Source organism: Arthrobacter sp. JSM 101049, assembly GCF_041679245.1.
Taxonomy (GTDB): Bacteria; Actinomycetota; Actinomycetes; order Actinomycetales; family Micrococcaceae; genus Arthrobacter_H.
Genome location: NZ_JBGFFC010000001.1, coordinates 638983 through 662383, shown reverse-complemented (window position 1 = coordinate 662383; position 23401 = coordinate 638983). Strand labels below are relative to the sequence as shown.

The following is a 23401-nucleotide window of genomic DNA, read 5'->3' as shown; positions in this document are numbered from 1 at the left end:
GCCCGGCCCCTCGACCACCGCCTGCCGCAGCGGGCATCCCGCAACGGCACCGCAGACACACCCCTTGACCGGAGGCAGACATGACCACCCTAAAGGCAGAGAACCTGTCGCTGGCCTACAGCGGGCACCCCGTGGTGCAGGACCTGACCCTGGACCTGCCCGCTGGGCAGATCACCATGGTCATCGGGGCGAACGGCAGCGGCAAGTCCACCCTGCTGCGCGGTTTGGCTGGCCGTCTCGCCCCGGCCGCAGGCGCGGTGCTCCTGGACGGGACGGACCTGCACGATCGGCCCGCCGACGAAGTCGCCCGGGCCCTGGGCCTGCTGCCCGAACCACTGGACGCAGCCGGGGGAACCACCGTGCGCGAACTCGTCGCCCGCGGCAGGGCCCCCGAAGGTGGCGCGGGCGCCGGCTGGACCCAGGACGACGACGATGCCGTGGACCGTGCCCTGGCCGCCACCCACTGCACCGACCTGGCCGCCCGCGACGCCGGAACGCTCTCGGGCGGGCAGCGGCAGCGGGCCTGGATGGCCAGCGTCCTCGCGCGGGAGTCCGGCGTGCTGCTCCTGGATGAGCCGACCACGCATCTGGACCTGGCCCACCAGCTGGTGCTCCTGGACGCCATCGCGGACCTGAACCGTCGGCACGGGACGACCGTGGCCATGGTGCTGCACGACCTGAACCTCGCCGCCCGCTACGCAGACCACCTGGTGGCCCTGGCCGACGGCGCGATCGTGGCCTCCGGGCGGCCCTCCGAGGTGCTCACGGCCGAGTTCATCCAGGCGGTCTTCGGCCTGCCAGCACGGGTGATCCCCGATCCCGTGGCCGGTTCGCCCCTGGTCCTGCCGATCGGCCGGCACCGGGTGCTGCGCCCGGAGGTCGCGGACGACGGCGGGGCCCCGCGTTTCAGGACCTCGCGCCTTGAAGACGAATCGCCGGTGGCCGGACAGGACGCCTCCGGCCGGGACGCGCCCGCACAGGAGCCGGCGGCAGGGCAGGAGGGCGGGGACTCCGCCGTCGTACCCGTGTTGCGCAAGCCGGCGGTCGAGGTGTGCCCGACCCTGGCCTTCAGCCTCACCGCCGTCGACGTCCAGGACCTGGGCCCCAGCTTCCGCCGTCTGACCCTGGCCGGCCCGGAGCTGGAACACTTCGGCACCGGCGGGCACCCCCTGGACCTGCGGATCAAGGTCCTGGTACCCCCTGCCGGCGACGGCGCGGTGGAGCGCATGCGGGACCTCTTCGCCGACCTGGCCCCGGGCGGGACGATCAGCGACGAGGACGCCTCCGGCTGGTACCGCACGTGGCTGGCCAAGGATCCGGCCGAACGCGGGGCCATGCGCACCTACACAGTGCGCTCCTTCCGGCCCGCCGGGCACCCTGGCAACGCCGGCGCCGACCCGGAACTGGACCTGGACTTCGTGCTGCACGTGCGCCGCGAGAACGGCGTGCTGGTCGGGGGCCCGGCATCGGTCTGGGCCGCCGAGGCGCAGGTCGGCGACGAGGTCGTCATCCTGGGGCCGAACCGGGCGCTGTGCGGACACGACTACGGCGGCATCGAATTCCGGCCCGGGCAGGCCCGGCGGATCCTGCTGGCCGGCGACGAGACCGCCGCGCCGGCAATCTGCTCGATCCTCGAGTCGTTGCCGCCGGGCATCACCGGCGACGCGTTCATCGAAGTGCCCTCGGTCGACGACATCCAGGGCTCGTTCACCCGCTCCGGGGTGGCGGTGCAGTGGCTGCCGCGCGGCATGCAGGCTCCGGGTAACCTGCTGGAGGCGGCGGTCCGCTCCGCGGTGGCCGTGCCCGGTGCCGGCGCCGTGGACCCGGGCAACGACTACGAGGACGTCAACGTCGACGAGGGCATCCTCTGGGAGACGACCTCGGGATCCGGCCAGCCGTTCTACGCCTGGATCGCCGGGGAAGCCGGGGTCATCAAGTCCATGCGCCGCTACCTGGTGCGTGACGTCGGGATCGACCGCAAGCAGGTGTCCTTCATGGGGTACTGGCGCACCGGCCGCGCCGAAGGGTAGGGGGCTCGCCCTCTTCCCGGCCGCTCGCCGGCAGGCCCCGGTCTGCCCCGCCCTTCCGCAGGCCATGGCCGTGCCCCCGCCCGGCATGCGAGGCTGTGGTGATGGAAGAGACCACCGTCCGGCAGGCCGACGTCCGGGACTGGGCCGCATTGCGCGAGGTACGGCTGCGTGCCCTCAGCGAGGACCCGGAGGCGTTCTGCTCCACGTGGGAACGGGAATCCGCCTTCGCCGAGGATCAGTGGCGCGAGCGCGCCGGCCAAGGCGGCTGGCTCCTCGCCTGGCCCGGCGGACTGCCCGACGCGGCATCAGACGCCGCACCGGTGGCCCCCGGGGGCGTGGCTGGCGGTGTGCTGCGGCCGGGGACCGGTGGCTGCGAACTCGTGGGCATGTGGGTGGCCCCCGCATCACGCGGATCGGGTCTGGGAGCGGAGATCATCACCGCCGTGGCCGGCTGGGCGCGCCGCACGCGGGCCGGTCGGCTGGATCTGTGGGTAATCGACGGGAACAGCCGTGCGCGCGCCTTCTACCGGCGGCAGGGTTTCCTGGAGACCGGGGAAGCGCAGGAACCGCCCGGACGTCCCGGGGAAGTGGAGATCGGCATGACCCTGCCGCTCATCTAATCGGTCAGGTGCAGTTTCCCCGGTCGTCCCCGGTCGTCCCCGGTCGTCGCCGGCCGGGGCTGGCTGGCGGTCGTTCGGGTCCCGGTCCGCCGGATCCTGTGGTTCAGCCCCGCGTCGGGCTGTCCAGGTAGCTGACCTGCGTGAGTTCCTCGGAGAGCTCCCAGAGCCGTCGGGCGGCGACCGGGTCGCCGGCAGCTGTGCTGGCCCGGGCGATCCGCGGTGCGCCTCGCAGTCCTCCAAGGCCGCCCGGGCCGAAGTAGTCCCCGCCCCGCGCCGCCGGGTCGGTGGCCGCACGCAGCGTCGGGCGGGCTCCGTGTTGCGGGCGGGGCATCACGGCGTTGAACACCATCCGCGCCGGGTGAAGCGAGGGCCGGTCGAACACGTGGCCGAAGAGGTCGGTCCCCACCACGCCCGGGTGGGCGGCGACCGCGATGGTGTCCTGGCCTACGGCCTTCAACCGCCGGTCCAGCTCGTGGGTGAAGAGCAGGTTGGCCAGCTTCGAGCGCTGGTAGGCGGCCGCGGGGGAGTAACCGCCGGACGCGAACATCGGATTCGAGAAGTCGATGCCCCTGCCGCGGTGCGCCAGGCTCGAGAGCGTGACGACGCGCGATCCCGGCGCGGCCTCCAGAGCCCCCAGCAGCAGGCCGGTCACGGCGAAGTGGCCCAGGTGGTTGGTGCCGAACTGCAGCTCATGCCCGTCGGCGGTGAGGCCGTAGGGGGTCATCATGATGCCGGCGTTGTTGATGAGCAGATCCAGCCGGTCGTGGCCTGCGTGGAATGCGTCCGCGAAGGAGTGCACGGTGGAGAGGATCGACAGGTCCACGGGGATGACCTCGGCGCGGAGCTCGCCGACGGCTTCCACCGCCGTGAGACGCAGCTGCTCGAGGGCGGCCCGGCCCTTCTCCTCGTTCCGGCAGGCCATCACCACGTGGGCCCCGTGCCGGAGCAGCTCGCGCGTCGTGGCCAGGCCGAGCCCGTTGTTGGCGCCGGTCACGACCGCGGTTTTGCCGGTCAGGTCGCCGATGTCGTCGGGGGTCCAGGGGGGTTGACGGGCCATGGGATGTACTCCTGCCGGTGGGTGGATGCCTGCGGTCCCACCCTAGACCGGTGCGCCCTGTCGCCATCGGCTGGGAACACGAGGCCGCGTGGGGCCGGATAACGAGGGCGTCAAAGGCCGCAGAAATGTCAGCGGTGACGCGAGTTCATCTTTGCAACCGCTTCGCTGCCGAACATCCATGCGGCAAACACGGCGCTGCCCAGTTCGAAGGCCACGAGGCGCGAGTCCCATCGCCCCGGGTCGGGGGCCGCGCGCCGGAGCAGTGCCAGGCCAGCGACCAGATTGATGGTGCCCCAGGCGGCATTGACCCCGGGCGATGAGTCCCGCCCACCCAGCGGCGTGAGGTGGCGGTGGCCCGTCGCAGCCGTCGCCAGATGCGGCAGGCTATTGACGCAGAGAGCGCCCGCCGTGAACGCTCCCGCTTCCGCTCGTGTTGGTCCCATGGACCCCCACCCTAGGGGTTCACGACGGGTCGGTGAAGGGGAAGCCCGCCTACCGGTCCTGATGCGGCACGTGGGAGCCTCAAGTCCGGTGCCCTGCGTGCTCCTCGTCGGCCAGCACGCCCAAGAGCCGGGCCAGCTCGGCGCGCTCGACGGAATCCAGCCGGGCGAAGTACTCGTTGGCCTGTTCGCGCCGCGCGCGCTCCACGTCGGAGCGCAGCTGCTGTCCGGTGTCCGTGAGTCGGACCAGCACCGCACGGCGGTCGTGGGGATCGGGGATCCGCTCGACTAGGCCCTTGGCCTCGAGTTGGTCCACCACCTCGGTGGCCGAACGCGGGGCGATCCGCAACTGGCCGGCCAGGGCCTTCAACCGCAGCACCCCCTCCGGCGAGGAGACTGCGGCACGCAGGGCCGCCGTCGTACCCGTCCCGGTGTCCACGGCCGGGGCGCAGGCATCGCCATGCCGGGCCAGCGTGTTCAGCGCCCGCCACTGGTGGGGCGTCATCTCGAACGGTGCCAGCTCGTGCGCCCACCGGCGGCGCAGGCCCCGGAACGCGGCGTGGAAGAGGTCGCCCAAGTCAGGTTCACCCGCGGGTTCGGCAGTGGCGGAGGCGGCGGTACGGGAGCTCATGCCCCCAGTGTACTCATTTGCGCGGCAACCACATAGTGAGGTAGCCTCTGCATAGTTGGTGCGACAACCGTGCCACTCCTTCGACCCCAGGAGGTGGTGCCCATGGCATCGGTCCCGAACCCCACCCCATCCCCAGCCGCACCCCCGGTCGGCGGCATGGGAGGCGGACGCCCCGGCGGACCGGGCCCGGCGAAAGTCAGCGCCGCAGACCGCGACCAGCTTTCCGACCATCCCGTGAGCCTGCGCCGTGTCGCCGCACTGTTCGCCCCCCACAAGGGCATGATCACCGTCCTGGTGCTGCTGATCAGCGTCGCCTCGATCGCCGGCCTGGCCCAGCCGTTCCTGATCCGCGCGATCATCGACGACGCCATCCCGCACCAGGACATCCCGCTGCTGGCCACCCTCGCCGGCGCCATGGTCGTCATCGCCGCGGTCACCGCGCTGATCGGCGTCGTGCAGACCTGGATGGCCACCGACATGGGCCAGCGCGTCATGCACACCCTGCGTTCGGGCATGTTCACCCACCTGCAGGCCCAGTCGCTCGCCTTCTTCACCCGTACCCGCGGCGGCGAGGTCCAGTCCCGGCTGACCAGCGACATCGCCGGCATGCAGTCCGTGGTCACCACCACCGCCACGTCCATCGCCTCCAACCTGACCACGGCCGTGGCCACCGCGATCGCCATGGTCGCCCTCTCGCCGATGCTCAGCATCCTCTCGCTCATCGTCATCCCGCCCGCGGTGATCCTCAGCCGCCGCGTCGCCCTGATGCGCCGCGACATCACCGCCGACCGCCAGGCCGAGCTCGCCAACCTCTACACCCAGGTCGAACAGGGCCTCTCCGTCTCCGGCGTGCGCCTGTCCAAGACGCTGGGCACCACCGAGCGCGACGCCGAACGCTTCACCGCCAGCTCCCACCGGCTCATCGGCCTGGAACTGCGCTCCCAGCTGGCCGGCCGCTGGCGGATGGCCACGATGCAGATCGTCTTCGCCGCCATCCCCGCGGTCATCTACTTCGCCGGCGGCTTCCCGGCGGCCACGGGCGGCATGACCATCGGCACGATCGTGGCGTTCACCGCGCTGCAGTCGGCGATCTTCCGCCCGATCATGGGCCTGCTCAACGTCGGGGTCCAGTGGGTGACCGCGATGGCGCTGTTCAGCCGCATCTTCGAGTACCTCGACCTTGTCCCGGAGATCACCCCGCCCGAACACCCGGTCGCCATCGACCCGTCCACCGTGCGCGGGGAACTGCGCTTCGAGGGAGTGGGCTTCTCGTACGACGGCGATGCCCGGGTTTTGTCGGATATCGATCTGCTGGTGCCGGCAAGGACCACGACGGCGATCGTCGGGGCCACCGGCTCCGGCAAGTCCACCCTGGGCTCGCTGGTCCCGCGGCTGCATGACACCACCGCAGGCCGGGTCACCATCGACGGGATCGACGTGCGGGACATGGCGCCGCAGGACCTTGCCAAGATCGTGGGCGTCGTCTCCCAGGAGTCCTACCTGGTGCACGCCTCGATCCGGGAGAACCTGCTCATGGCCGACCCCGACGCCGACGAGGACACCCTGTGGGCTGCGTTGGAGGCAGCGCAGATTGACGAGCTGATCTCGGGCCTGCCACGCGGGTTGGAGACGAAGGTGGGTGCCCGGGGGCACCGGTTCTCCGGCGGCGAGCAGCAACGTCTCGCCATCGCCCGCACCATCCTGCGCAACCCGCGGGTCCTGGTCCTAGACGAGGCGACATCGGCGTTGGACAACACCACCGAGGCCCAGGTCCAGGCGGCCCTGGACCGGCTGGCCGAGGGGCGCACGACCATCACCATCGCCCACAGGCTCTCCACGGTCGAGCAGGCCGACCAGCTGGTTGTCCTCGACGGCGGACGCATCGTCGAGCAGGGAACCCCTGCCGCGCTGCGCGCCGGAGACGGGCCCTTTGCCCGGTTGCTGCGCTCCCGCGCACAAGCCGATGGCCTGCCCCTGGGGATCAACCGGTAGGTAGCCTTGGTGATTGGTGCCGGCAAGCTGGGGAGGTCAGGCGTGGACACGTCACCTCCCGGGACGGCCGGTGCCAAGCGGCGAGGGTTCTGCCATTCGACGTTTATGCGGTTGTTTTTGTCCTTTTAACCTTTTGAGAACCTAATGGGGTTGTTTTCGACCCCATTAGTGCTGACTCATGCTAATGTGTTGTTATCCACCCCATTAGCGCAGGAGGAGTATTGGATCACCAACTGCAACGCATCGGAGTTGCACTCCGTGCCCGACGCATCGAACTCGGCCTGTCGCAAGGGGAGCTCAGTGACACCACTGGGCTCGACCGCAAGCGGATCAGCAACATCGAACGCGGGTTGCCCGGCCGCTCCTCCATCCTCACCGAAGTCGCCAACGCCTTGGGCATGGACTTGGTTGCCCTCCCGCGCGAGGACCCCCGCGCAGCGTCGGCCCGATACGAAGCCGACAACTACGATGCAACGCGCCGACGAGGGCGGAGCCAGCCGTGACGCTCATCGCGTGGCTCAACGGGGATCCTGTCGCCGAACTCAGTGACGCGGGCCAGGGATACCTGTCCTTGAGATACACGGAAGAGGCCATTCGGCAACATGGGCCGGGAAGCATCCTGCTCTCCCTCAAGCTCCCGGTGCGCGCCGCGCCGTACCCTGGGACGGAGGCCAAATACTTCCTGGACGGGTTGCTCCCCGAAGACCACGTCCGGGCAGCCCTCGCGGACAGGGCCCGGGTATCGACGGAGGATACATACGGACTCCTCAAGTTTTACGGGCTGGATTGTGCCGGCGCCATCCAGGTCACCGAACCAGACCAGGGCCCCGACACCAGGCAAAGCGGAGTCCATTGGCTCGACGGCTCCGACCTGAAGATGGCGATCTCCGATCTGCCCGCCGCACCTCTGGGCATCGACGTCGACCCCGGTGTCCGGTCTAGTCTCGGAGGCCTGCAGGGCAAGTTGGCCGTGGTCCTCGACAGCTAACGGGTGGGACTGCCGGTGAACGGGGCCCGTTGGGTATGGCACTCTGATTTAGCCCCACTTAGGCGCGGTTATCAAGGTGGTGCTGGGTTGGGAGCGGTTGGAGAACGAGCGGTTCATCGCGATGCGCTCCCACTACGGGTTCGACTCATTCTTCTGCCTGCCCGGGATCGATGGCGCCCACGAGAAGGGCGGGGTCGAGGGCGAAGTCGGCCGGTTCCGCCACCGCTGGCTCTCCCCAGTGCCCGAATTCGCCTCGATCGCGGCCTTGAACGAGTTCATGGCCGATTGCGACGAGAGGGACCAGCACCGGGGGATCACCGGCCGCCCCATCACTGTCGGGGCCGCCGCCGCCGAGGAGGCGCCGATGCTGCACCCGTTGCCGATGGACGTGTTCGACGCGGGGACCACCGCCTCGTTCAAGGTCAACCACAAGGCCCTGACCTGCGTGCGCCAGTGCTACTACTCCGTCCCTGCACGGTTTGCCGGTCGGCGGGTCTCGGTGCGCATTGGTGCCGACAAGATCGAGGTGTTCGCCGAGGGGGCCCGTTTCGCCGTCCACGTGCGAGCGGTGCACCATTCAGTGAGTGGGGCCAGACCTTCACCGACCCGCGGCTCGCCGCCGCGGTCGTGGACCGGCTCACCTTCCGCGGCCACATCATCAACACAGGCACGGACTCCTACCGCCTGAAAACCACACAGCAAAACTCATCCAAACCAACTAGCCAACAACAACCGGGTGGGGCCAAATCAAACGGCGAACCCGGGGCCAAATCAACTTGCTATTCCCACCCCGTCGACTCATATCCTCAAACCGGCCAGGCTCACAGACGAAAGTATCGAACGGTGGTCGGGCATAGCGGCAGCCGAACACTTTGCCATGCGGTTGACCTTCCCGGCCGGCCAATTGAAGGGCATGAAGGTCAGGGCGGCTGAAACCGAAGTCCGAGACGTCATGGGCCGGTCCGCCATCCTCGTGCGCAGATTCGACAGACGTGGGAACGGCGAGTCCCTGTGCCGGATACACCAGGAGGATTTCGGGCAGTCGGTCAAGGGTGATGATCGCCGAGCTGTCACGGGAGTGGAGGGCCGCAAGTGCCCGGTCCAGGGCGGGTCGGGCGGCGCGGGCTCCGCTGATGAGGTGGTCTATTTAGAGGTCGTCGAGGCGAACGCCAGCAGCGATGAGGTCGGCGGGCTGGTAGTCGGTATCCTGCCTTCGAGTCGAGACCCGTGCATATCCGATCAGCTTTCCCAATCGGCTCCTCAATCTGTCTCCCAACACTTGTTGAACTCCTGTTTTCAGGTGGCCACTTGTAAGACATTGTGGCAGGACTAGGAGTTCTGCAGGCCCTCGCGAACGGGGGAGTGTCTCGACCTGGCGTCTTGTATCCCATGGGTTGCAAGATCGGTAATCGAGACATTGCGCGTCACCTACGGTTCATCGGGCGTCTAAAAGCAGACTGCAGGACCCCCCGCTTCGCCGCGTACTGAATCAGATGGTTGACTCGCCGCCGACGACTACCCCTCTTTCCCGGATTCAGCGGGCCACTTGTGCCCAACAATACAAAAGGCACAAGTGGAGATTTTAGGGCGTATTCTCAAAGGACGAAGGCGAGCTCACCAGGAGGCTACCCATGGACCCGGTTACACTAATCCTCACGGCTTTGGCCGCTGGCGCTGGAGCCGGCGCAACCGAGGCTGCGAAGATGGCTATTAAGGATGCCTATGCTGGCCTAAAGAGCCTCATTCTGAGACGATTTGGGAAAGACATCCAAGCCACGACAGCTCTAGCTATGTTTGAGAGCAACCCTGACCAGACCATCGCTTCCTATTTGCGACCCCATCTTGTGGATTACCGCTTGGAAGCCGACGCGGAGGTCTTGGCCTGCGCGGAAGGTTTGCTTACGCTAGCCAGTGATCCTTCGGCAGGTGGCGCTGGTTCAGTCGCAATCACCGGCAATGTCGATCAACGTGCAGACCGAGGCGGAGTTGCCTTGATTGGGGGGACCACAGGATCAATCAGGACACACTTCTCCGAGGAGCCTGACCGCAGCAGCGGGGGGAGTGGGGGTCGGTCCTAGAGCAGGATGCCTTAAGCCGCCGACAGGTTACGGGGAACAGATCCTTCCTCTCGAGCAAGTCACTGGTCTGCAAGGTCTCCGCTATTGGTTGAGCGTTCCTGTTCGTTGCCGCTTTCTACCGAATCACGTTGGTCGAGTAATGATTTCTGGAGGAATAGGTTCAAGAAGTCAATCATGCGCACCAGGGGGTCGCTATCTATCGTTCTGGTTGGGCCCATGTCGAGATCATTAATTTCTACCCACTTCCCTGCAATGGCTAATCCTGATTCAACTTGAGCAGGAGTTAGTACGGTTTGAGTGAGAAGGTCCCTCAAGACAAAGGCAGCAACGTCTTGAGTCATGTTGCGGCTGAACCATATGTCTGCGGAGTCCAAGACCGACTCCAAGTGTTTTGGTAGCAGATCGCGTCGGCGTAACAGCGCAGAAAGCACTATCGATGTTTGCGTCCTTGTGGCATGGACACCGACCCATTCGATTGCCATTGCTGCGGCGATTTCAGAATTGGATGAAGTCAAATCTGCGCGCTCTAACAACGCATGGAGGATGAATCGTTCCTGAAGTGAATCCATATGCCTGGTTATCCAGGATTTAGCCGTGCCTATCACCAGATCCAGACGCTGAGGGTCAAGGTCCGGCGTACGAACGAGCAGCATTACGCTCCGTCGGCCAGCGGGGCCGGTGTAGCTAGAAGCAGCTTCAGCGACTCTTCTTAACAACAAATTCCGCTGAGCAACGGTCAGAGATGCTTGTGCGAGAACTTGCCGAGTCAGTCTAATCGACGCCTGGATCGCCCCATGGCTGATAAGGCGCTCGATTTCCCCTTTGTCCAGGTCGCTTCGTCCCAGTAGTGCCTGCACCACATTGCTGGCTTCGGGTCCGGGGTTTTGCTTCAGCCAGGCATGCGTCGCAGCGCAAGCTGCCTCGATTTGCCCTTTGTCCAGGTCGGTCCGTCCCAGTAGTGCCGGCAGCACATAGCTGGCTTCGGGTCCGGGGTTTTGCTTCAGCCAGGCATGCGTCGCAGCGCAAGCTGCCTCGATTTGCCCTTTGTCCAGGTCGGTCCGTCCCAGTAGTGCCTGCAGCACATAGTTTGTTTCGGGTCCGGGGTTTTGCTTCAGCCAGGCATGCGTCGCAGCGCAAGCTGCCTCGATTTGCCTTTTGTCCAGGTCGGTCCGTCCCAGTAGTGCCTGCAGCACATAGTTTGTTTCGGGTCCGGGGTTTTGCTTCAGCCAGGCATGCGTCGCAGCGCAAGCTGCCTCGATTTGCCCTTTGTCCAGGTCGGTCCGTCCCAGTAGTGCCGGCAGCACATAGCTGGCTTCGGGTCCGGGGTTTTGCTTCAGCCAGGCATGCGTCGCAGCGCAAGCTGCCTCGATTTGCCCTTTGTCCAGGTCGGTCCGTCCCAGTAGTGCCTGCAGCACATAGTTTGTTTCGGGTCCGGGGTTTTGCTTCAGCCAGGCATGCGTCGCAGCGCAAGCTGCCTCGATTTGCCTTTTGTCCAGGTCGGTCCGTCCCAGTAGTGCCTGCAGCATATAGCTGGCTTCGGGTCCGGGGTTTTGCTTCAGCCAGGCATGCGTCGCAGCGCAAGCTGCCTCGACGTGCCTCTTGTCCAGGTCGGTCCGTCCCAGTAGCGCTTTCAGCATATAGCTGGCTTCGAGGTCCGAGCTGCTGGATACTCGCTGGAGGGCTATGTCGGCGGCATTGTCGCGTTGCATGGGCGTCAATTCTGGGCGACTCAAGAACGGGGGGACGACAAAGGCCGCACTGGGGTGGGCAGCGTTTTGTTCAAGCCACGTCTCACCGAGTCGGATGGCGGTGCCCGATTGTTCAGAACTGAGGTCTTTCCGGTGAAGAACGGCGGATAGCAGGTGGGATGCGTATGTGTGATTGCTGTAGCGCACCAGCCATTTGATAGCGCAGCTGAGAGTAGCTGGCGTGCGTTCGGCGTCGAGAAAGGGGGACGTTAGGAGACGAGTGAGGAGGAAGTCTGCACCCAAGCTATCGGCGTATGTTTGACTCCATTTAAAGGATAAGTCAAGCAGAGCGCCCACCGATTCAGGGGGCACATCATCGCGGTCGAGAAGATGCCGCAGCAGCCGATCGGCGCCGTCTGGGGGATTGGCTTTCAACCAGGCCAGAGCCTGCTCCACGATTTGTGAGCTGTATTCGTTGGGCAGGTGTATTGCGGCGGTCGTGAGCAAGTCTCGGGCGGCTGAATGGGAACCCAGCTCATCCAACAAGGGCCGCGCCAGATGCTCCCAAGTAGTTTCTGGGCCCGATAGCAGAGGTGTTACCAGAAGCGCCGACGCGGTGACGGAACCGTTGATTGGGTCCTCGGTCAGCCTACTTAGGATGACTCCAGCACGAGCCCTTACCCAGGTATCTGTGTGTTCCTTTAAAGTTGCGCTTAATTCGTCGCGTGCCTCACGCTCGTTATAAATACGCTCGAGGGTAACGAGAGCGTTGCTTAAAGCCGCTGGGGCATCTGCTGCAGCATTTAAGAAGGTGGTTAGGTGTGCTGGATGGGCTACTGTTCCATCTGGGAAGAGAACGCTCTCAACAACATGGTCTACTACGACGTCGTGTACCGAGGTCAGTGCAGCCTCAGTGGGTATGAGCCATCCCATGTTTATGAGCATGCTTACGAGATGCTGGGCGGTCCATTGGGGGGCGGCATGCTCCTCCAAGCTCGCCAGCACTGTTGAAGCGACAGTGCTGGCCAGCGCGACTGTCGTGGGTGTGGTAGCTAGGACTACCGCAGTAGCGTGCACGGTGTCGTCAACAGTTGATGGCAGTAAGGGTGTCTCGGAGCTAGCACGAGGCGCGAGGTGGTCCTCGGAGAGCCGGTCACGCAAGTAATCGCTTAGATCCCCAGAGACTAGGGTATCTGTAACCAGGTCTGAGGTGATGTGATCCTCAACGATGGTAGCTATGAGCCGGACTAAGACCGGGCGAGTAAGACCCGTGCGGCTCAGAACGTAGCCAAGGCCGCGTCGCTCGATTGCGGTCGGTGCGGTATTGGCTGCCACAGCAGCACACACGTCGTACAGATCTTGGGATGTAGGCGTTAGCTGAACGTGTTGCAGCGATTTGAGCCCGGGATATTTTTCATGGTTGTTCCACCATCCGGTGCGGACGCTGGTTATTACGGCGAGCTTTGGGCTAGGGTGCCTGGCTGCAGCGACCAATTCCTGCAACAGGTCCATGTCAAGGGTCGTTTGGTACAGGTTGAGATAGTCGATGACGATAAGGGCAGGATGAGTTGTGCTCTCACTCCGTTCCTTGAGGTAGTCCACAGCAGAGGACACATTCGACCCGCGTAGGTGCAGCACGTCCCATCCGTCTTGCGAGGCTAGAGCTGCAACTTCAAAAAGCGTGCGGGTCTTTCCTATCCCTCCATGCCCGCTCAAGAGGATACTCCCAGACTTAGACGGGTCTGTCAGGCTGTCCCACAAGGCTTGCGGATGCCACGGGGCATCTCGGCGAGGCGGCCAAAACGGAAGCACGGACTCGGTCAAAGCAGATCGACGTCCTCGTAACGCAGCCACCACCGCTGTGTGTGGTCGCAGGCATGCCGGTACTCGAAGCGTTTCTGGAGGCACATATCCCGCGTAGATGATCCCAACTTTCGCACCGTCACCGAGCGCTACGCCTCCGCGGTCAGCTGACACCGTTTTGCTTAAGAGAGGTGTCTGCGCTTTTGGAGCGCTCGTGCCAAGGGAACCTTTAGATGGCTCGGTGGTCACGTTAGAGGACGCCGGTCGAGCCGGAATCTCCACTGGGATGAGGGGCTCCGATCGCCAGAGTCCTGGTCCCGGCTTCGGAACAACCGAATTCAGCGGCCCGTGATTCGCAGGCTCCTCCCCGGCGGGCGACGAATGATGCGATGGTTCACAACTCAGACCGTTTAGACCATCCTCTGAATCCGTCATAAGCCTTCCTTGGTATAGGGAAGTCACTCTCCGCTCAGTGCGGCGAATCCTCCTAGGAGGCCCAGGACTTGGCTAACCGTGAAGTACGAGCCTAATGCCCCCTCTCGCACGAACCAAGGGTGAGTGAACTGAGTCCCTGGCGGTCATGACACCTTTTACTCAAGGACGGCCACGCGTTTCGGCATGGTGGGGCTGGTGTCGGGCCGGTGGACCCTTCGTTGTTTTGTGATGGGGAAGCTGCGCCCATCGCTCGGCAGCGGCAGATGACGGTTATGGCGGGTGGTGGGCTGGGCGTTGTGTGCAGGTGGTGGGTTGGGTCCCGGCGTCCACGTGTGTGCGGGAAAAGACCGGAGGATTAATCTTTTACCGTGCCCATGTGGGCGCGGGGCAGCGTGCTCCACACGGCTCCTGCGCCCCTGGTTTTCTGCTTGGACGTTATGCGTCCACGCTGTCAGCCGGTCGATTCCCGGCCGGCCTTTTTGTTGCCTGTCTCATGCGTACCTCGAAGGCGGTCTTTGAAATGCATAATGAATCCAGGCGCTACCGGGAGGCGCGGAACCTGCGTCTGGTGCTGACCACGGACCTGAACTCTTTCGCGCAGCAAATGCCCCGCCCCGCCTCCGCGACACTGGGCAAACAGGCTACGCAGCCGGTGTCGGATAAGGAATTGCCTGACTCGATCCGGTTGATGCGTCGCGGTTCACCAGTACCCATCAACAAGGGCCTGGCCGATACCCGGCGGGGCAGTGTCGTGCCGGCGAAGACCGAACCTGCACGGACGCGGCAGCAAGCGATGCCGGGGCAGGACAAGGACCAGGACTACGGACGTTAGAAAGAGCACCACCCACCGCAACTAGGAGCGTGAAGATCCCGTGAGCGAAGAAGGCGTTGAAGATGTTGTCGAGGGGCTGCTTCGGCAGTCCATGACCGCAGCGGCCCAGCTGGGCGAACAGCTCGCCCGTGCCCGTCAGCAGTTCATGCGCAAGACAGAACAGCGCAGCGAACAGCAGCACATCGAAGCCCAGCGCGCCATGGCCGCAGACCTCGCCGCGATGCGTGCCGTGGTGGTCCCGGTCGGCCAGGATGAATGGTGGAACACCGCCAAGCCCGAGCAAATGACCCAAGCGCATCTGCTGGCCGAGGCGTGGAAGGACCACGACCCCGAGGCGCTGGCCGCGTAGGAGAAGATCACCACCGAGGTCAAGAACCGGTACGGGATCGACACCGCAGACCTACAAGGTGATGGCACCTACCTGCAGGACCGGCTGGCCCTGCGGCAGTTCGCGGACCACCAACAGCGGGTGGCAAAGGAACATGCCGAGGCCATGGCGCTGGTAGCCGCAGCGCAAGCCGAGGAAATCAACCGACGCGCCTCCGAGCTGCACGAGCAGATCGAGCGCCACCAGGTGCCCCCGGAATACCTTGCCAACGACGAGCTGGTCACCGCTCTGCGGGAAGCCAAGGAAGCGGCCGGCACCGACGCGGCACCGGACGCCGAACGTGCGGTGGCCGAGCGGATGCACCTGATCCAAAAGGACGGGGTGCAGGGACCGAGCATCGAGGACCTGCGCCAGGAAATCGGGCAGGACTACTCGGGCATCGAGGAATCGCACTTCGCAGACGCGGCGTTCGTCGCCGCCGCCCGTGACTGGCACGAAGCCAAGAACCTGGCCGAGGGTGGTTTCGAGGCCAAGGGCAACACCGGGTTGCAAGGCCGCTACGAGAACGCGGAGAAGGAATTCTTCTCCCGTCTTGCCCTGATGGGCAGGGACATCGAGGACAAGGTCATGGCTGACCGACCCACCGAGAACTCCGTACCGGAAGCCGAACCGGCACCAACCCGGCCGACACAGGGCCGGCCTACGGTTCCAAGGAGTACTACGACGGGTTCGAGACCTCGCTGAAGGGCGCAGCGACCGGTGCCGACATCAAGGGTCGCGTGGCTGCTGCCCGGGGGCAGGCCACGCACCCGAGTACAGCGGCCAAAGCCCCCTCCAAGGCACCCAAGGCCCTAAAGGCCGGCGTCAGCGTTAGCGCTGTCCGAGAGCTCTCCAACGATGGACCTTCGCGTTAGGGAACTGAAATGATGGAGGGGCGGCTAACGGGTTCTCCTCGGGGGCGGCCCCTTGTCTTACCCAGAGCGCTACCGGAGCACCTAGCAGAGTCCATCTTCTTTCCGAATCGCCGGGAGTTCCATCAACTAGATGCCTCCGCTCGCGACGGCCACAATAAATGCCGCCACCGCCACGGCTAGGCATGCGCCCGCATTCCATCCCTTGCCAAAAGCACCCACACGACCACCGAACAGTCCGAGTATTGTTCCGACAGCTACACCTGTAGCAGCGACGAAGGCACCCCAGCCAGCGGCCGCAACTACCGCGCTGAAGTCCTGGGTACCTGCGTCTTGGAGTGCGCTAACCGGATCCAGAATCAGTTGTTGGATAACGAGGAAAAAAGCAGCACTTGAAATGAATAGCGTCGCAAAAGTCCATGCAGGGTTTGGTTCGGGCCTGCTATCTACGGATGTTTTGTCCACTTTTCCCCCTAAGTAATTACGTTTGGACGCCTTGGATTCTATCCCGCTGCGATCTTGCTGCTCGTCATCGCAGAAGTGAGCAGCTCAACACTGGCGCGGTGGTCCTCTCGCATCCGTGTTTCGATGCCCGGATCTCGAGGCTTTGCCGCTGCTTGTGCGCGTTTGAAGAGATCCAGCGGCTAGTTCGGTGTCTCGGATGCCTTGGGGAACCACCCCTCGGGCGCGATGTCGCAGGGGAAGGGTTCAGGTGCGTTGTGCCGGGTGGGGCTGCACGAATGAAACGGTCCCTTTTTGGCTGAGCAGGACGGCCATGTGGACGTCCGTATGGCCCTTCCACCACACGCTCCTCCCGGTGGTCGGGTCGAGTCGCAGGTGTTCCCAGGCACGCCATAGGGCGTCTATCCGGCTGACTGCTTCGGGGTGGAGGAACCACTTCCGGCACCACTTGCCGTTCTTCGTATCGAGGATTCATTTGTAGAGCGGGAGCAGCTGCTCGTGCAGGAATTCCTCGGCAGTGTCGTAGAACGCCTGGGGCGCGTCCTCTGTAGCTGGGGCAGCAGCGACGGGAGACGCTGATTCATCCTCAGGTTTGCCTGCGGTCCTTCGTCGGGCAGCCTCCAGGGCGTTCGAGGCCGTTTCCACTTCCTCCAAAGCGCCATTGCTCGCCCGTTCGCTTTGCGTGAGGGCTTCGGTGGCGGCTGCCCGCAACCAGCCGGTGAGGTTCTGTTCCGATTTCTCCTGCGCAGCCAGCAACGTCTCCTCGGCTTGGGCCAATGCCGTGTGTGCATCCTGCACCCGTGTCTCTGACCTTGAAAGTGCCGATTCGGCCGGTGCCGGCCCGCCCCCTACTTCGGCGGTGTTTTCCTCGGTGAACATATCCAGCTCGTCCATTACCGGGCATCCTTGCCTGCGGTGATCCACGGGTTCTCCGTCGCGGTGGGATCCGCGGGTCGGCCGGCCTCGGCCGCAACGGCGAAGCGTTCCACCGCAGATGTGCATGAGGGTGCGTATCGGCTGATGGACTCGTTTACGGCGTCCTTGTGTTCGGTCTTCCACCAGGGCCGAGTCTTGACCAGGGTAGCGCGGGCGCCCGAGGCGAAGACGACGGCACGGCCACGTTCCATTTCGGTCAGGTCCGAAACGTCCAGGATGCGTTCCTTGCCTTCCTGTCGGGAGCTGCTGGAGCCGCCGCGTCCGGTGGAGTGGGAGACGCTGTTGTAGGAGTAGTCCCCGATCAAATCCGAGAGGGTGCGCAGGAAGCCGTCTTCCTTGACCCCGCCCCCGTAGACGACGACGTTTGATGCGGACCAGATCTTCCGCATTCCCGGCTCTCCCCACAGTTCAACGCCTTGGGACGAGGACTGCAGGATGGCCATGTCGATGATCCCGCGGGAACCGTTGTGGCTGAACAGATCCGGCCGTGCAGCCCAGCGCACGACGTTGGCCAGCTCATCCAGGGCGAAAACCGCCGGGACCGGGAGCCGGCCGCCCAGGCGTGCGCCGCGTTCCTCCATGGCCTCGGCCACAGCCACCGTCAACGCCGTCGTCAGTGGGGCTGCGGTGCCGACGCCTTCGATGGACAGTACGTAGAGCGTTTCGGCACAGGTGGCGAACGCGGGGGGTGTCCCTATGTTTTTGGTCAAGCGGCTACGGGTGTCTTTTCCTCGTAGAGGGTTCAGTTCTTGATCATTGAGTAGAGCACGTCGCAGCGTCGTCTTGCCAGACACATGACCGCGGCGTTGTGCTTCTTTCCCTCGGCGCGTTTGCGCTGGTAGTAGGCGATGGAGATCGGGTCGTGGCAGCTGGCGACCCACGCGGAGCGGAACAGGGCGTTCTTCAGCGCCTTGTTGCCCGACCTCGAGGGGTGTTCGCCGTGGATGGAGGTGCCGGAATACCTGGAGGTCGGGGCGATGCCCGCGTAGGCGGCCAGGTGGGCGGCGTCCTTGAACCCGTGGCCGTCGCCGATGGCCAGGAGCACTGCTGCCGTGGTCTTGATCCCGACTCCTGGCATGGAGATCAAGACCTTGGAAAGAGGGAAGTCATCGACCAGCTTCTCGACCTCGGTGGCCAGGATCGCCCGTTGGGCCTTGAGTTCCTTGATCTGGGCAGCCACCCGCGGGACCACGATCTCCACCGCTGCAGTGCCGGCGACGGTCGCCGTCTGCTCGGACAGGGCGGTGAAGACCTCCTCGATGAGGGCGGAGGGGTTCTTGCGTGAATGGTTGCGGGCTAAGCGGAGAACGTTTCCCCTGCCGGCGGCCCGCAGGCCTGTGGGTCCTCCGTAGTGGATGAACAGCTCGAGCACGAGCGAACGGGTGATCCTCGTTTCCGGGAAGACCCGTTCCAACGCGGGGAAGAAGCCGGTTGATGGCCCGGGTGCATTCATGCGTCAGGTCCGCATCAAAACCGGCGAGGACCTTCAGCGCGGAGAGGACCTCGCTGTCGCGGTCCACCTGGCGCAGGGTATGGGGCATTGAGCGGGCGGTATCGGCGATGATGAACGCATCCCGGGAATCCGTTTTGGCCTTTCCCGGATATAAGTCCGCGGCTTTGCGCATCGCCAAACCGGGGAGGTAGGCGACCTCGCAGCCGGCGTCCCGGGCTACCGCGATGGGCAGTGCGCCGATGGTGTTGGGCTGGTCCACGATGACCAGCACCCTTCCGTGGGTCTGCAGGCCGGTCAAGACCTCGCGCAGCTTTGCCTCGTCTTGGGGCAACGGATGGTCGAAGAGCCGGCCGCCGTCCCGGCCCAAGGCCGTAGCGTGGTGGCCGCTCCTGCCGACGTCGAGTCCGCAGAACACGGCGATCTGATGGTCCATGGTGGCGCTCCTTTGCACCGTGCGGTTGGCCACCTGTCACGACACTCGATGCCACACCCACGTTACGAAGAGACCACGGTGTCCAACTCGCCGGGTCGTGTCCCTATCAGCGGTCAACGCGTGTCTCCAGGCCCGGCGACAACACCCTCCTGTGAGTCTTGACGTGGCTGGTCCGGGACCGGCTGGCAGGGTGGGTGTTGGTCGCCTTTCCCTGGCCGTGACTCGACACCCCCTCGGCGCTTTGTGGGCCTTGGATCCGAAATGTCCGGCTGGGGATGGTGGCCGGAGCCCGCCCGGCCCACGCCCATGGCTTGATGAGAAGTCTGCCCAGCCCCCTTGGGGTTGTGGCCCATCACAGGAATGCCTCGGAGTGACCTTCGCCCGGACTGGCACCGGCCGCGCTGCGGCCTGATGCAATTGCCTGTCCGCAAGAAAGGAAACCTTGGCTGCAATGACCACAGTCGCAAATTCCAGTCCATTTGTCATCGGCGTGGACACCCATGCCCGCACTCATACTTACGCAGTGCTCGCCGCGAACGGCGAGCACCTTGATACCCGGGCATTTCCTAATACCCACGCAGGCAAATCGCGTGCGATCGCATGGGCAGCTCGCCGGACGGGTGGGGACCTCGGAGCGCTCTGGGTCATCGAAGGCACCGGCAGCTACGGCGCCCTACTCGCCGGCACGGTCGCACGTCAGGGGTACCGTGTGGTCGAGGCCCCCCGAGTCAGGGCCTACGCACCCGCACGCCACGGGAGCGGGAAGTCCGACCCTTTGGACGCCGCCGCGATCGCCTCCGCGGCCCTGCCGTTGGAAACAGCTCGTTTGCGCATCCCCCGGCAAGACGAGGGCATCCGGGCAGCACTGAGGGTCCTGGTGGCAGCGAGGGAGCAGATGACGCTTGAACGCACGGCAAAAGTCAACGCCCTCACAGCCCTCCTGAGAATTGTCGACCTCGGCATTGACGCACGCAGACCCCTCACTGATCCCCAGATTGCTGAAGTCTCGCACTGGCGCACCCGCGACGAGGCTCTCGCGGAGGCAACCGCCCGGGCGGAGGCAGTTCGACTCGCCAAACGCATAGCTGCCCTAGACGCAGAGGCCAAGGACAACCACGTCCGCACCACCGAGCTCCTGGAAGCCAGTCCGGCGGCACCCCTGCTCAAGGAGACTGGCATCGGGCCGGTCACTGCAGCTGTGGTCTATACGGCGTGGTCGCATTTGGGCTGGGTGCGATCTGAAGCCGCATTCGCTGCTCTCGCCGGGGTAAATCCCATACCCGCTTCGTCCGGAAACACCGTGCGACACCGACTCAACCGCAGTGGAGATAGGCGCCTGAACAGCGCGCTGCATATGGTTACTGTCGTCCGAACAGTCCATGACCCTGCTACTCGCGCTTACGCGGATCGCCGGAAGGCCGAGGGAAAGACACCACGCGAGATCCGCAGGTGCCTCAAGCGCTATCTCGCCCGTCGTCTATATCGTGCCCTCAACAGTCTTCACGCAATGGATGAAACCGCCCAAGGTGCTGTTTGACAGATATAGAAGTTTCGGATCATGAGTGACAGGGCAGGACAGTCATACCGAACCTGGCGACCAAACCCCGTTTACCGGGGTCCTATAAATGTAACGGGGCTGGAGTCTGGAACATTCGCGCCATCGAAGAAGGCCCAATCCTCATGGCCGACCGTGACTTGCGAGATCGGCAAGTGCTGACCTCATGCCCGCTCGGGCGCGCCGATGTTAGCGGCCATGAAAAACTGCCCATAGGCGGCCACGAAACTGCCCACTGACGGCCAGGAGAACTGCCCGTTGGTGGCCACGGGATCTGCCCACTTCCTTTGCTGAACCCGCTGCTTGAGTGGCGGGAGCCTCTTCCCGGGGTTTGATTGCGGTGTCTAGTACGCATCAAAGCCACCCAGGAAGAGGCCCTGAATGAAGTTTGACGGAGAAATCATGGAAATTCTTGCTGCCTACGATCTCACCGGGTCGTTGCGCGCCGCGGCCCAGCTGACTGGCTGCTCTCACCACACCGTTTCCCGACACGTTGCCGCCCGCGATGCCGGTCGCCCGATCGCCGAGCAGGCCCGCAGGGAGCGGGTCACCGATGCGTTCATGCCCAAGCTCGAGGAATGGGTCGAGAAGTCCGAAGGGAAGATCCGCGCGGACAAGGCCCACGAAAAACTCACCGCCATGGGATACACCGGCTCGGAGCGCACCACGCGCCGGGCGATGGAACAAGTCCGCGCCGCCTACCGGCTGGGGCGGGTACGGGTCCACCGTCCGTGGGTCACCGAGCCAGGCATGTGGTTGCAATACGACTTCGGCGACGGACCTGTCATCGATGGAGCCAAGACGGTCTTGTTCGTCGCGTGGGTGGCCTGGTCCAGGTTCCGGATTGTGATCGCATTGCGCGACCGTACCGCGGCCTCGGTGTTCGCCGCACTGGATCGCACCTTCCGGATCATCGGAGGGGCACCTACCTACGTGTTGACCGATAACGAGAAAACGGTGACGGTCTCCCATATCGCCGGGGTCCCGGTACGCAACCAGCAGACGGTGGACTTCGCCCGCCACTACGCGGTCACGGTCCTGACCTGCCAGCCGGCGGATCCGGCGTCCAAGGGCGGGGTGGAATCCTCGGTGAAGCTCGCCAAGGCAGACATCGTGCCCAAGGACACGAACCTGCGCACCGCCTACGATTCCTTCACCGAGCTGGAAGCGGCCTGCGATGAGTTCATGGCCGAGGTGAACAACCGCGAACACCGGGCGACCCGCCGCAAGCCCGCCGCGATGCTCATAGAGGAACAACCCCGGTTGCACCGCGTTCCAGGGAACCCCCACACGGTCGCGTTCGGCCTGGCACGCACCGTGGCGGCGAACACGCCTATGGTGGCGTTCGAGAACGCCCAGTACTCGGTTCCGGCCCACCTGCTCGGGGCCCGGGTTTTCGTGCGCAGCCACGGGATCGGTGCCGACGAGCAGGTCATCATCGTCCATATCGGGTCCGAGGGGCCGATCGAGGTCGCACGCCATGGCCGGGCGCGTCCCGGGTCCCCGGCGATCGATGACGACCACTTCCCCGGGCACCGGGCGAAGGTCCCCGGGGACTACACGATCAGGGCCCGTAGCGCAGCGGAGGCCGACTTCCTGGCCATCGGTGCCGGCGCCCGTTCCTGGCTGCTGGAAGCAGCAGCAGTCGGCACCGCGCGCATGAATCAGAAGATGGCCGGGGCCGTCGCTCTGGCCAAGATCAGCGGAACCGCCCCCGTCGACGAGGCCCTCGGGACCGCGGCCACCTATGGGCGGTTCGCGACCGGGGATCTCGCCTCGATCCTGGCCGCCAGCCCGCGAGGTAAAGCGCATCGGGCAGATGAGAAGACCTCTCTGGCCCAGGGAACCGCCGCCTGGGCAACGATCGGGCAACCTGGAAAACCCGCCACGGCCGATGCCAACCTGGAGGAGAGCGCATGAGCCCGGTGAAGACCACTGCCCCGGCACTGCCGGAGGACATCGAAACGCTCATGCGGCAGCTGAAAATGCCCCACGCCCGCGCGCTGGCACCGGAACTGGTTGCCACCGCGAAGGCCCAACGGTGGGAACCCGCCGAGGTCATCAAGGCCCTGTTCACCGAGGAGGTCGCCGGCCGTGCCCGGTCCATGCTCGCCACCCGGCGAAAGGCGGCGGGATTCCCGACCGGGAAGACCTTTGATGCCTGGGATGAGTCCCTTTCCTCGATCCCGTTGCCGACACAGCAGGCCCTGCGGACCCTGGAATGGATCGGCAGGAAGGAGAACGTGGTGGTCTGCGGCCCCAGCGGCACCGGGAAGACGTTCTTCCTCGAGGCGCTGGGCCAACATGCCGTCGAGTCGGGGATGCGCGTGGCCTGGTTCCGGCTCGAGGACCTCGGCGCGCTGGTCAGGGCGCATCGGTCCGATGATTCCGTTTCAAAGGTCGTCGCTCGGATCCTGCGCGCTGATCTGGTCGTGGTTGATGACATAGGACTGCTCGAAGTAGGTGCCGATGCCGCCGAAGGGCTCTACCGGCTAGTTGATGCCGCCTACGAGAAGCGAGCCATTGCGATTTCCTCGAATCTCCATCCGGCTGGCTTCGATGAGCTCATGCCCAAGACCCTCGCGACGGCGACTGTTGACAGGCTGCTGCACCATGCCCATCTCTGCCAGACCTCGGGCGAGTCGATTCGGCTGACCCAGGCCCTGGCCGGGAAGGGAGTTACCGCGATGAACTAGCCACAGATTTCATGGCCGATGCCACCACAAACC

The 23401-nt window shown here is 64.9% G+C and carries 19 protein-coding genes and 5 pseudogenes; 14 read left to right on the top strand and 10 right to left on the bottom strand.

The annotated features are described in order from the left end of the window. Positions 1 to 80: 80 nt before the first annotated feature. Both AB8M85_RS03135 and AB8M85_RS03130 read left to right on the top strand, forming a co-directional pair. The gene (locus AB8M85_RS03135; protein ID WP_372697300.1) at positions 81 to 2030 is read left to right on the top strand and encodes an SIP domain-containing protein; all 1950 of its coding nucleotides are present in this window, start codon (positions 81 to 83) and stop codon (positions 2028 to 2030) included. Positions 2031 to 2131: 101 nt separating this feature from the next. Next, a complete protein-coding gene (locus AB8M85_RS03130) occupies positions 2132 to 2650 on the top strand; it encodes a GNAT family N-acetyltransferase (RefSeq protein WP_372697299.1) in 519 nt (172 codons plus the stop codon). 103 nt (positions 2651 to 2753) lie between these two features. Here the strand turns inward: AB8M85_RS03130 and AB8M85_RS03125 are convergent, their stop codons facing one another. The 3 genes from AB8M85_RS03125 to AB8M85_RS03115 all read right to left on the bottom strand — a co-directional run bounded on the left by AB8M85_RS03125 (position 2754) and on the right by AB8M85_RS03115 (position 4778). After that, complete coding sequence (locus AB8M85_RS03125) at positions 2754 to 3707, bottom strand: oxidoreductase (RefSeq protein WP_372697298.1); 954 nt, start codon at positions 3705 to 3707, stop codon at positions 2754 to 2756. 128 nt (positions 3708 to 3835) lie between these two features. Next, positions 3836 to 4150 carry a hypothetical protein gene (locus AB8M85_RS03120; protein ID WP_372697297.1) on the bottom strand — a complete coding sequence of 105 codons (315 nt, stop codon included), beginning with the start codon at positions 4148 to 4150 and terminating at the stop codon, positions 3836 to 3838. 79 nt (positions 4151 to 4229) lie between these two features. Beyond that, positions 4230 to 4778 carry a MarR family winged helix-turn-helix transcriptional regulator gene (locus AB8M85_RS03115; RefSeq protein WP_372697296.1) on the bottom strand — a complete coding sequence of 183 codons (549 nt, stop codon included), beginning with the start codon at positions 4776 to 4778 and terminating at the stop codon, positions 4230 to 4232. A gap of 102 nt (positions 4779 to 4880) precedes the next feature. Between AB8M85_RS03115 and AB8M85_RS03110 the strand changes: the two genes are divergently transcribed. The 6 genes and pseudogenes from AB8M85_RS03110 to AB8M85_RS03085 all read left to right on the top strand — a co-directional run. Further along, complete coding sequence (locus AB8M85_RS03110; protein WP_372697295.1) at positions 4881 to 6770, top strand: ABC transporter ATP-binding protein; 1890 nt, start codon at positions 4881 to 4883, stop codon at positions 6768 to 6770. Between the two features lie 221 nt (positions 6771 to 6991). Further along, positions 6992 to 7273, top strand: a complete 282-nt coding sequence (locus AB8M85_RS03105) for a helix-turn-helix domain-containing protein (RefSeq protein WP_372697294.1) — start codon at positions 6992 to 6994, stop codon at positions 7271 to 7273. Beyond that, a complete protein-coding gene (locus AB8M85_RS03100) occupies positions 7270 to 7758 on the top strand; it encodes a HipA N-terminal domain-containing protein (RefSeq protein WP_372697293.1) in 489 nt (162 codons plus the stop codon). The genes AB8M85_RS03105 and AB8M85_RS03100 overlap by 4 nt, the downstream gene beginning before the upstream one ends. A 121-nt stretch (positions 7759 to 7879) precedes the next feature. Continuing rightward, positions 7880 to 8269, top strand: a pseudogene (locus tag AB8M85_RS03095) (IS21 family transposase); the annotation flags it as partial. 50 nt (positions 8270 to 8319) lie between these two features. Next, positions 8320 to 8445: pseudogene (locus AB8M85_RS03090) on the top strand (ATP-binding protein); the annotation flags it as partial. Positions 8446 to 8494: 49 nt separating this feature from the next. Continuing rightward, a pseudogene (locus AB8M85_RS03085) lies at positions 8495 to 8752 on the top strand (hypothetical protein); the annotation flags it as partial. A gap of 45 nt (positions 8753 to 8797) precedes the next feature. Here AB8M85_RS03085 and AB8M85_RS03080 read toward each other — a convergent pair. Further along, positions 8798 to 9010, bottom strand: a pseudogene (locus AB8M85_RS03080) (recombinase family protein); the annotation flags it as partial. 885 nt (positions 9011 to 9895) lie between these two features. Next, on the bottom strand, positions 9896 to 13126 hold the full coding sequence (locus tag AB8M85_RS03075; protein WP_372697292.1) for a hypothetical protein: 3231 nt from the start codon (positions 13124 to 13126) through the stop codon (positions 9896 to 9898). 1129 nt (positions 13127 to 14255) lie between these two features. Here AB8M85_RS03075 and AB8M85_RS03070 point away from each other — a divergent pair. The 3 genes from AB8M85_RS03070 to AB8M85_RS03060 all read left to right on the top strand — a co-directional run bounded on the left by AB8M85_RS03070 (position 14256) and on the right by AB8M85_RS03060 (position 15666). Beyond that, positions 14256 to 14594 (top strand): hypothetical protein, encoded by a 339-nt coding sequence (locus AB8M85_RS03070; RefSeq protein WP_372697291.1) that lies wholly within the window; start codon positions 14256 to 14258, stop codon positions 14592 to 14594. 40 nt (positions 14595 to 14634) lie between these two features. Then, entirely contained in the window at positions 14635 to 14943 is a 309-nt protein-coding gene (locus AB8M85_RS03065; RefSeq protein WP_372697290.1) for a hypothetical protein, read from the top strand. 120 nt (positions 14944 to 15063) lie between these two features. Then, on the top strand, positions 15064 to 15666 hold the full coding sequence (locus AB8M85_RS03060; protein WP_372697289.1) for a hypothetical protein: 603 nt from the start codon (positions 15064 to 15066) through the stop codon (positions 15664 to 15666). A 296-nt stretch (positions 15667 to 15962) separates the two neighbouring features. Here AB8M85_RS03060 and AB8M85_RS03055 read toward each other — a convergent pair whose 3' ends face one another. From AB8M85_RS03055 to AB8M85_RS03035, 5 genes and pseudogenes are all read right to left on the bottom strand, one after another. After that, on the bottom strand, positions 15963 to 16298 hold the full coding sequence (locus tag AB8M85_RS03055) for a hypothetical protein (protein WP_372697288.1): 336 nt from the start codon (positions 16296 to 16298) through the stop codon (positions 15963 to 15965). 243 nt (positions 16299 to 16541) lie between these two features. Beyond that, entirely contained in the window at positions 16542 to 16700 is a 159-nt protein-coding gene (locus tag AB8M85_RS03050; protein ID WP_372697705.1) for a DUF4913 domain-containing protein, read from the bottom strand. Positions 16701 to 16766: 66 nt separating this feature from the next. After that, positions 16767 to 17189, bottom strand: a complete 423-nt coding sequence (locus AB8M85_RS03045) for a hypothetical protein (protein ID WP_372697287.1) — start codon at positions 17187 to 17189, stop codon at positions 16767 to 16769. Continuing rightward, on the bottom strand, positions 17189 to 17941 hold the full coding sequence (locus tag AB8M85_RS03040; protein ID WP_372697286.1) for a type IV secretory system conjugative DNA transfer family protein: 753 nt from the start codon (positions 17939 to 17941) through the stop codon (positions 17189 to 17191). The genes AB8M85_RS03045 and AB8M85_RS03040 overlap by 1 nt, the downstream gene beginning before the upstream one ends. A 32-nt stretch (positions 17942 to 17973) precedes the next feature. After that, positions 17974 to 19117, bottom strand: a pseudogene (locus tag AB8M85_RS03035) (IS110 family transposase). A 451-nt stretch (positions 19118 to 19568) separates the two neighbouring features. On the opposite strand from AB8M85_RS03035, the gene AB8M85_RS03030 reads away from it, so the two are divergent. From AB8M85_RS03030 to istB, 3 genes are all read left to right on the top strand, one after another. Beyond that, a complete protein-coding gene (locus tag AB8M85_RS03030) occupies positions 19569 to 20654 on the top strand; it encodes an IS110 family transposase (RefSeq protein ID WP_372697285.1) in 1086 nt (361 codons plus the stop codon). A gap of 399 nt (positions 20655 to 21053) precedes the next feature. After that, entirely contained in the window at positions 21054 to 22592 is a 1539-nt protein-coding gene (gene istA / locus AB8M85_RS03025; RefSeq protein ID WP_372697284.1) for an IS21 family transposase, read from the top strand. Further along, complete coding sequence (gene istB, locus AB8M85_RS03020) at positions 22589 to 23368, top strand: IS21-like element helper ATPase IstB (protein ID WP_372697283.1); 780 nt, start codon at positions 22589 to 22591, stop codon at positions 23366 to 23368. The genes istA and istB overlap by 4 nt, the downstream gene beginning before the upstream one ends. The last annotated feature ends 33 nt before the right edge of the window (positions 23369 to 23401 follow it).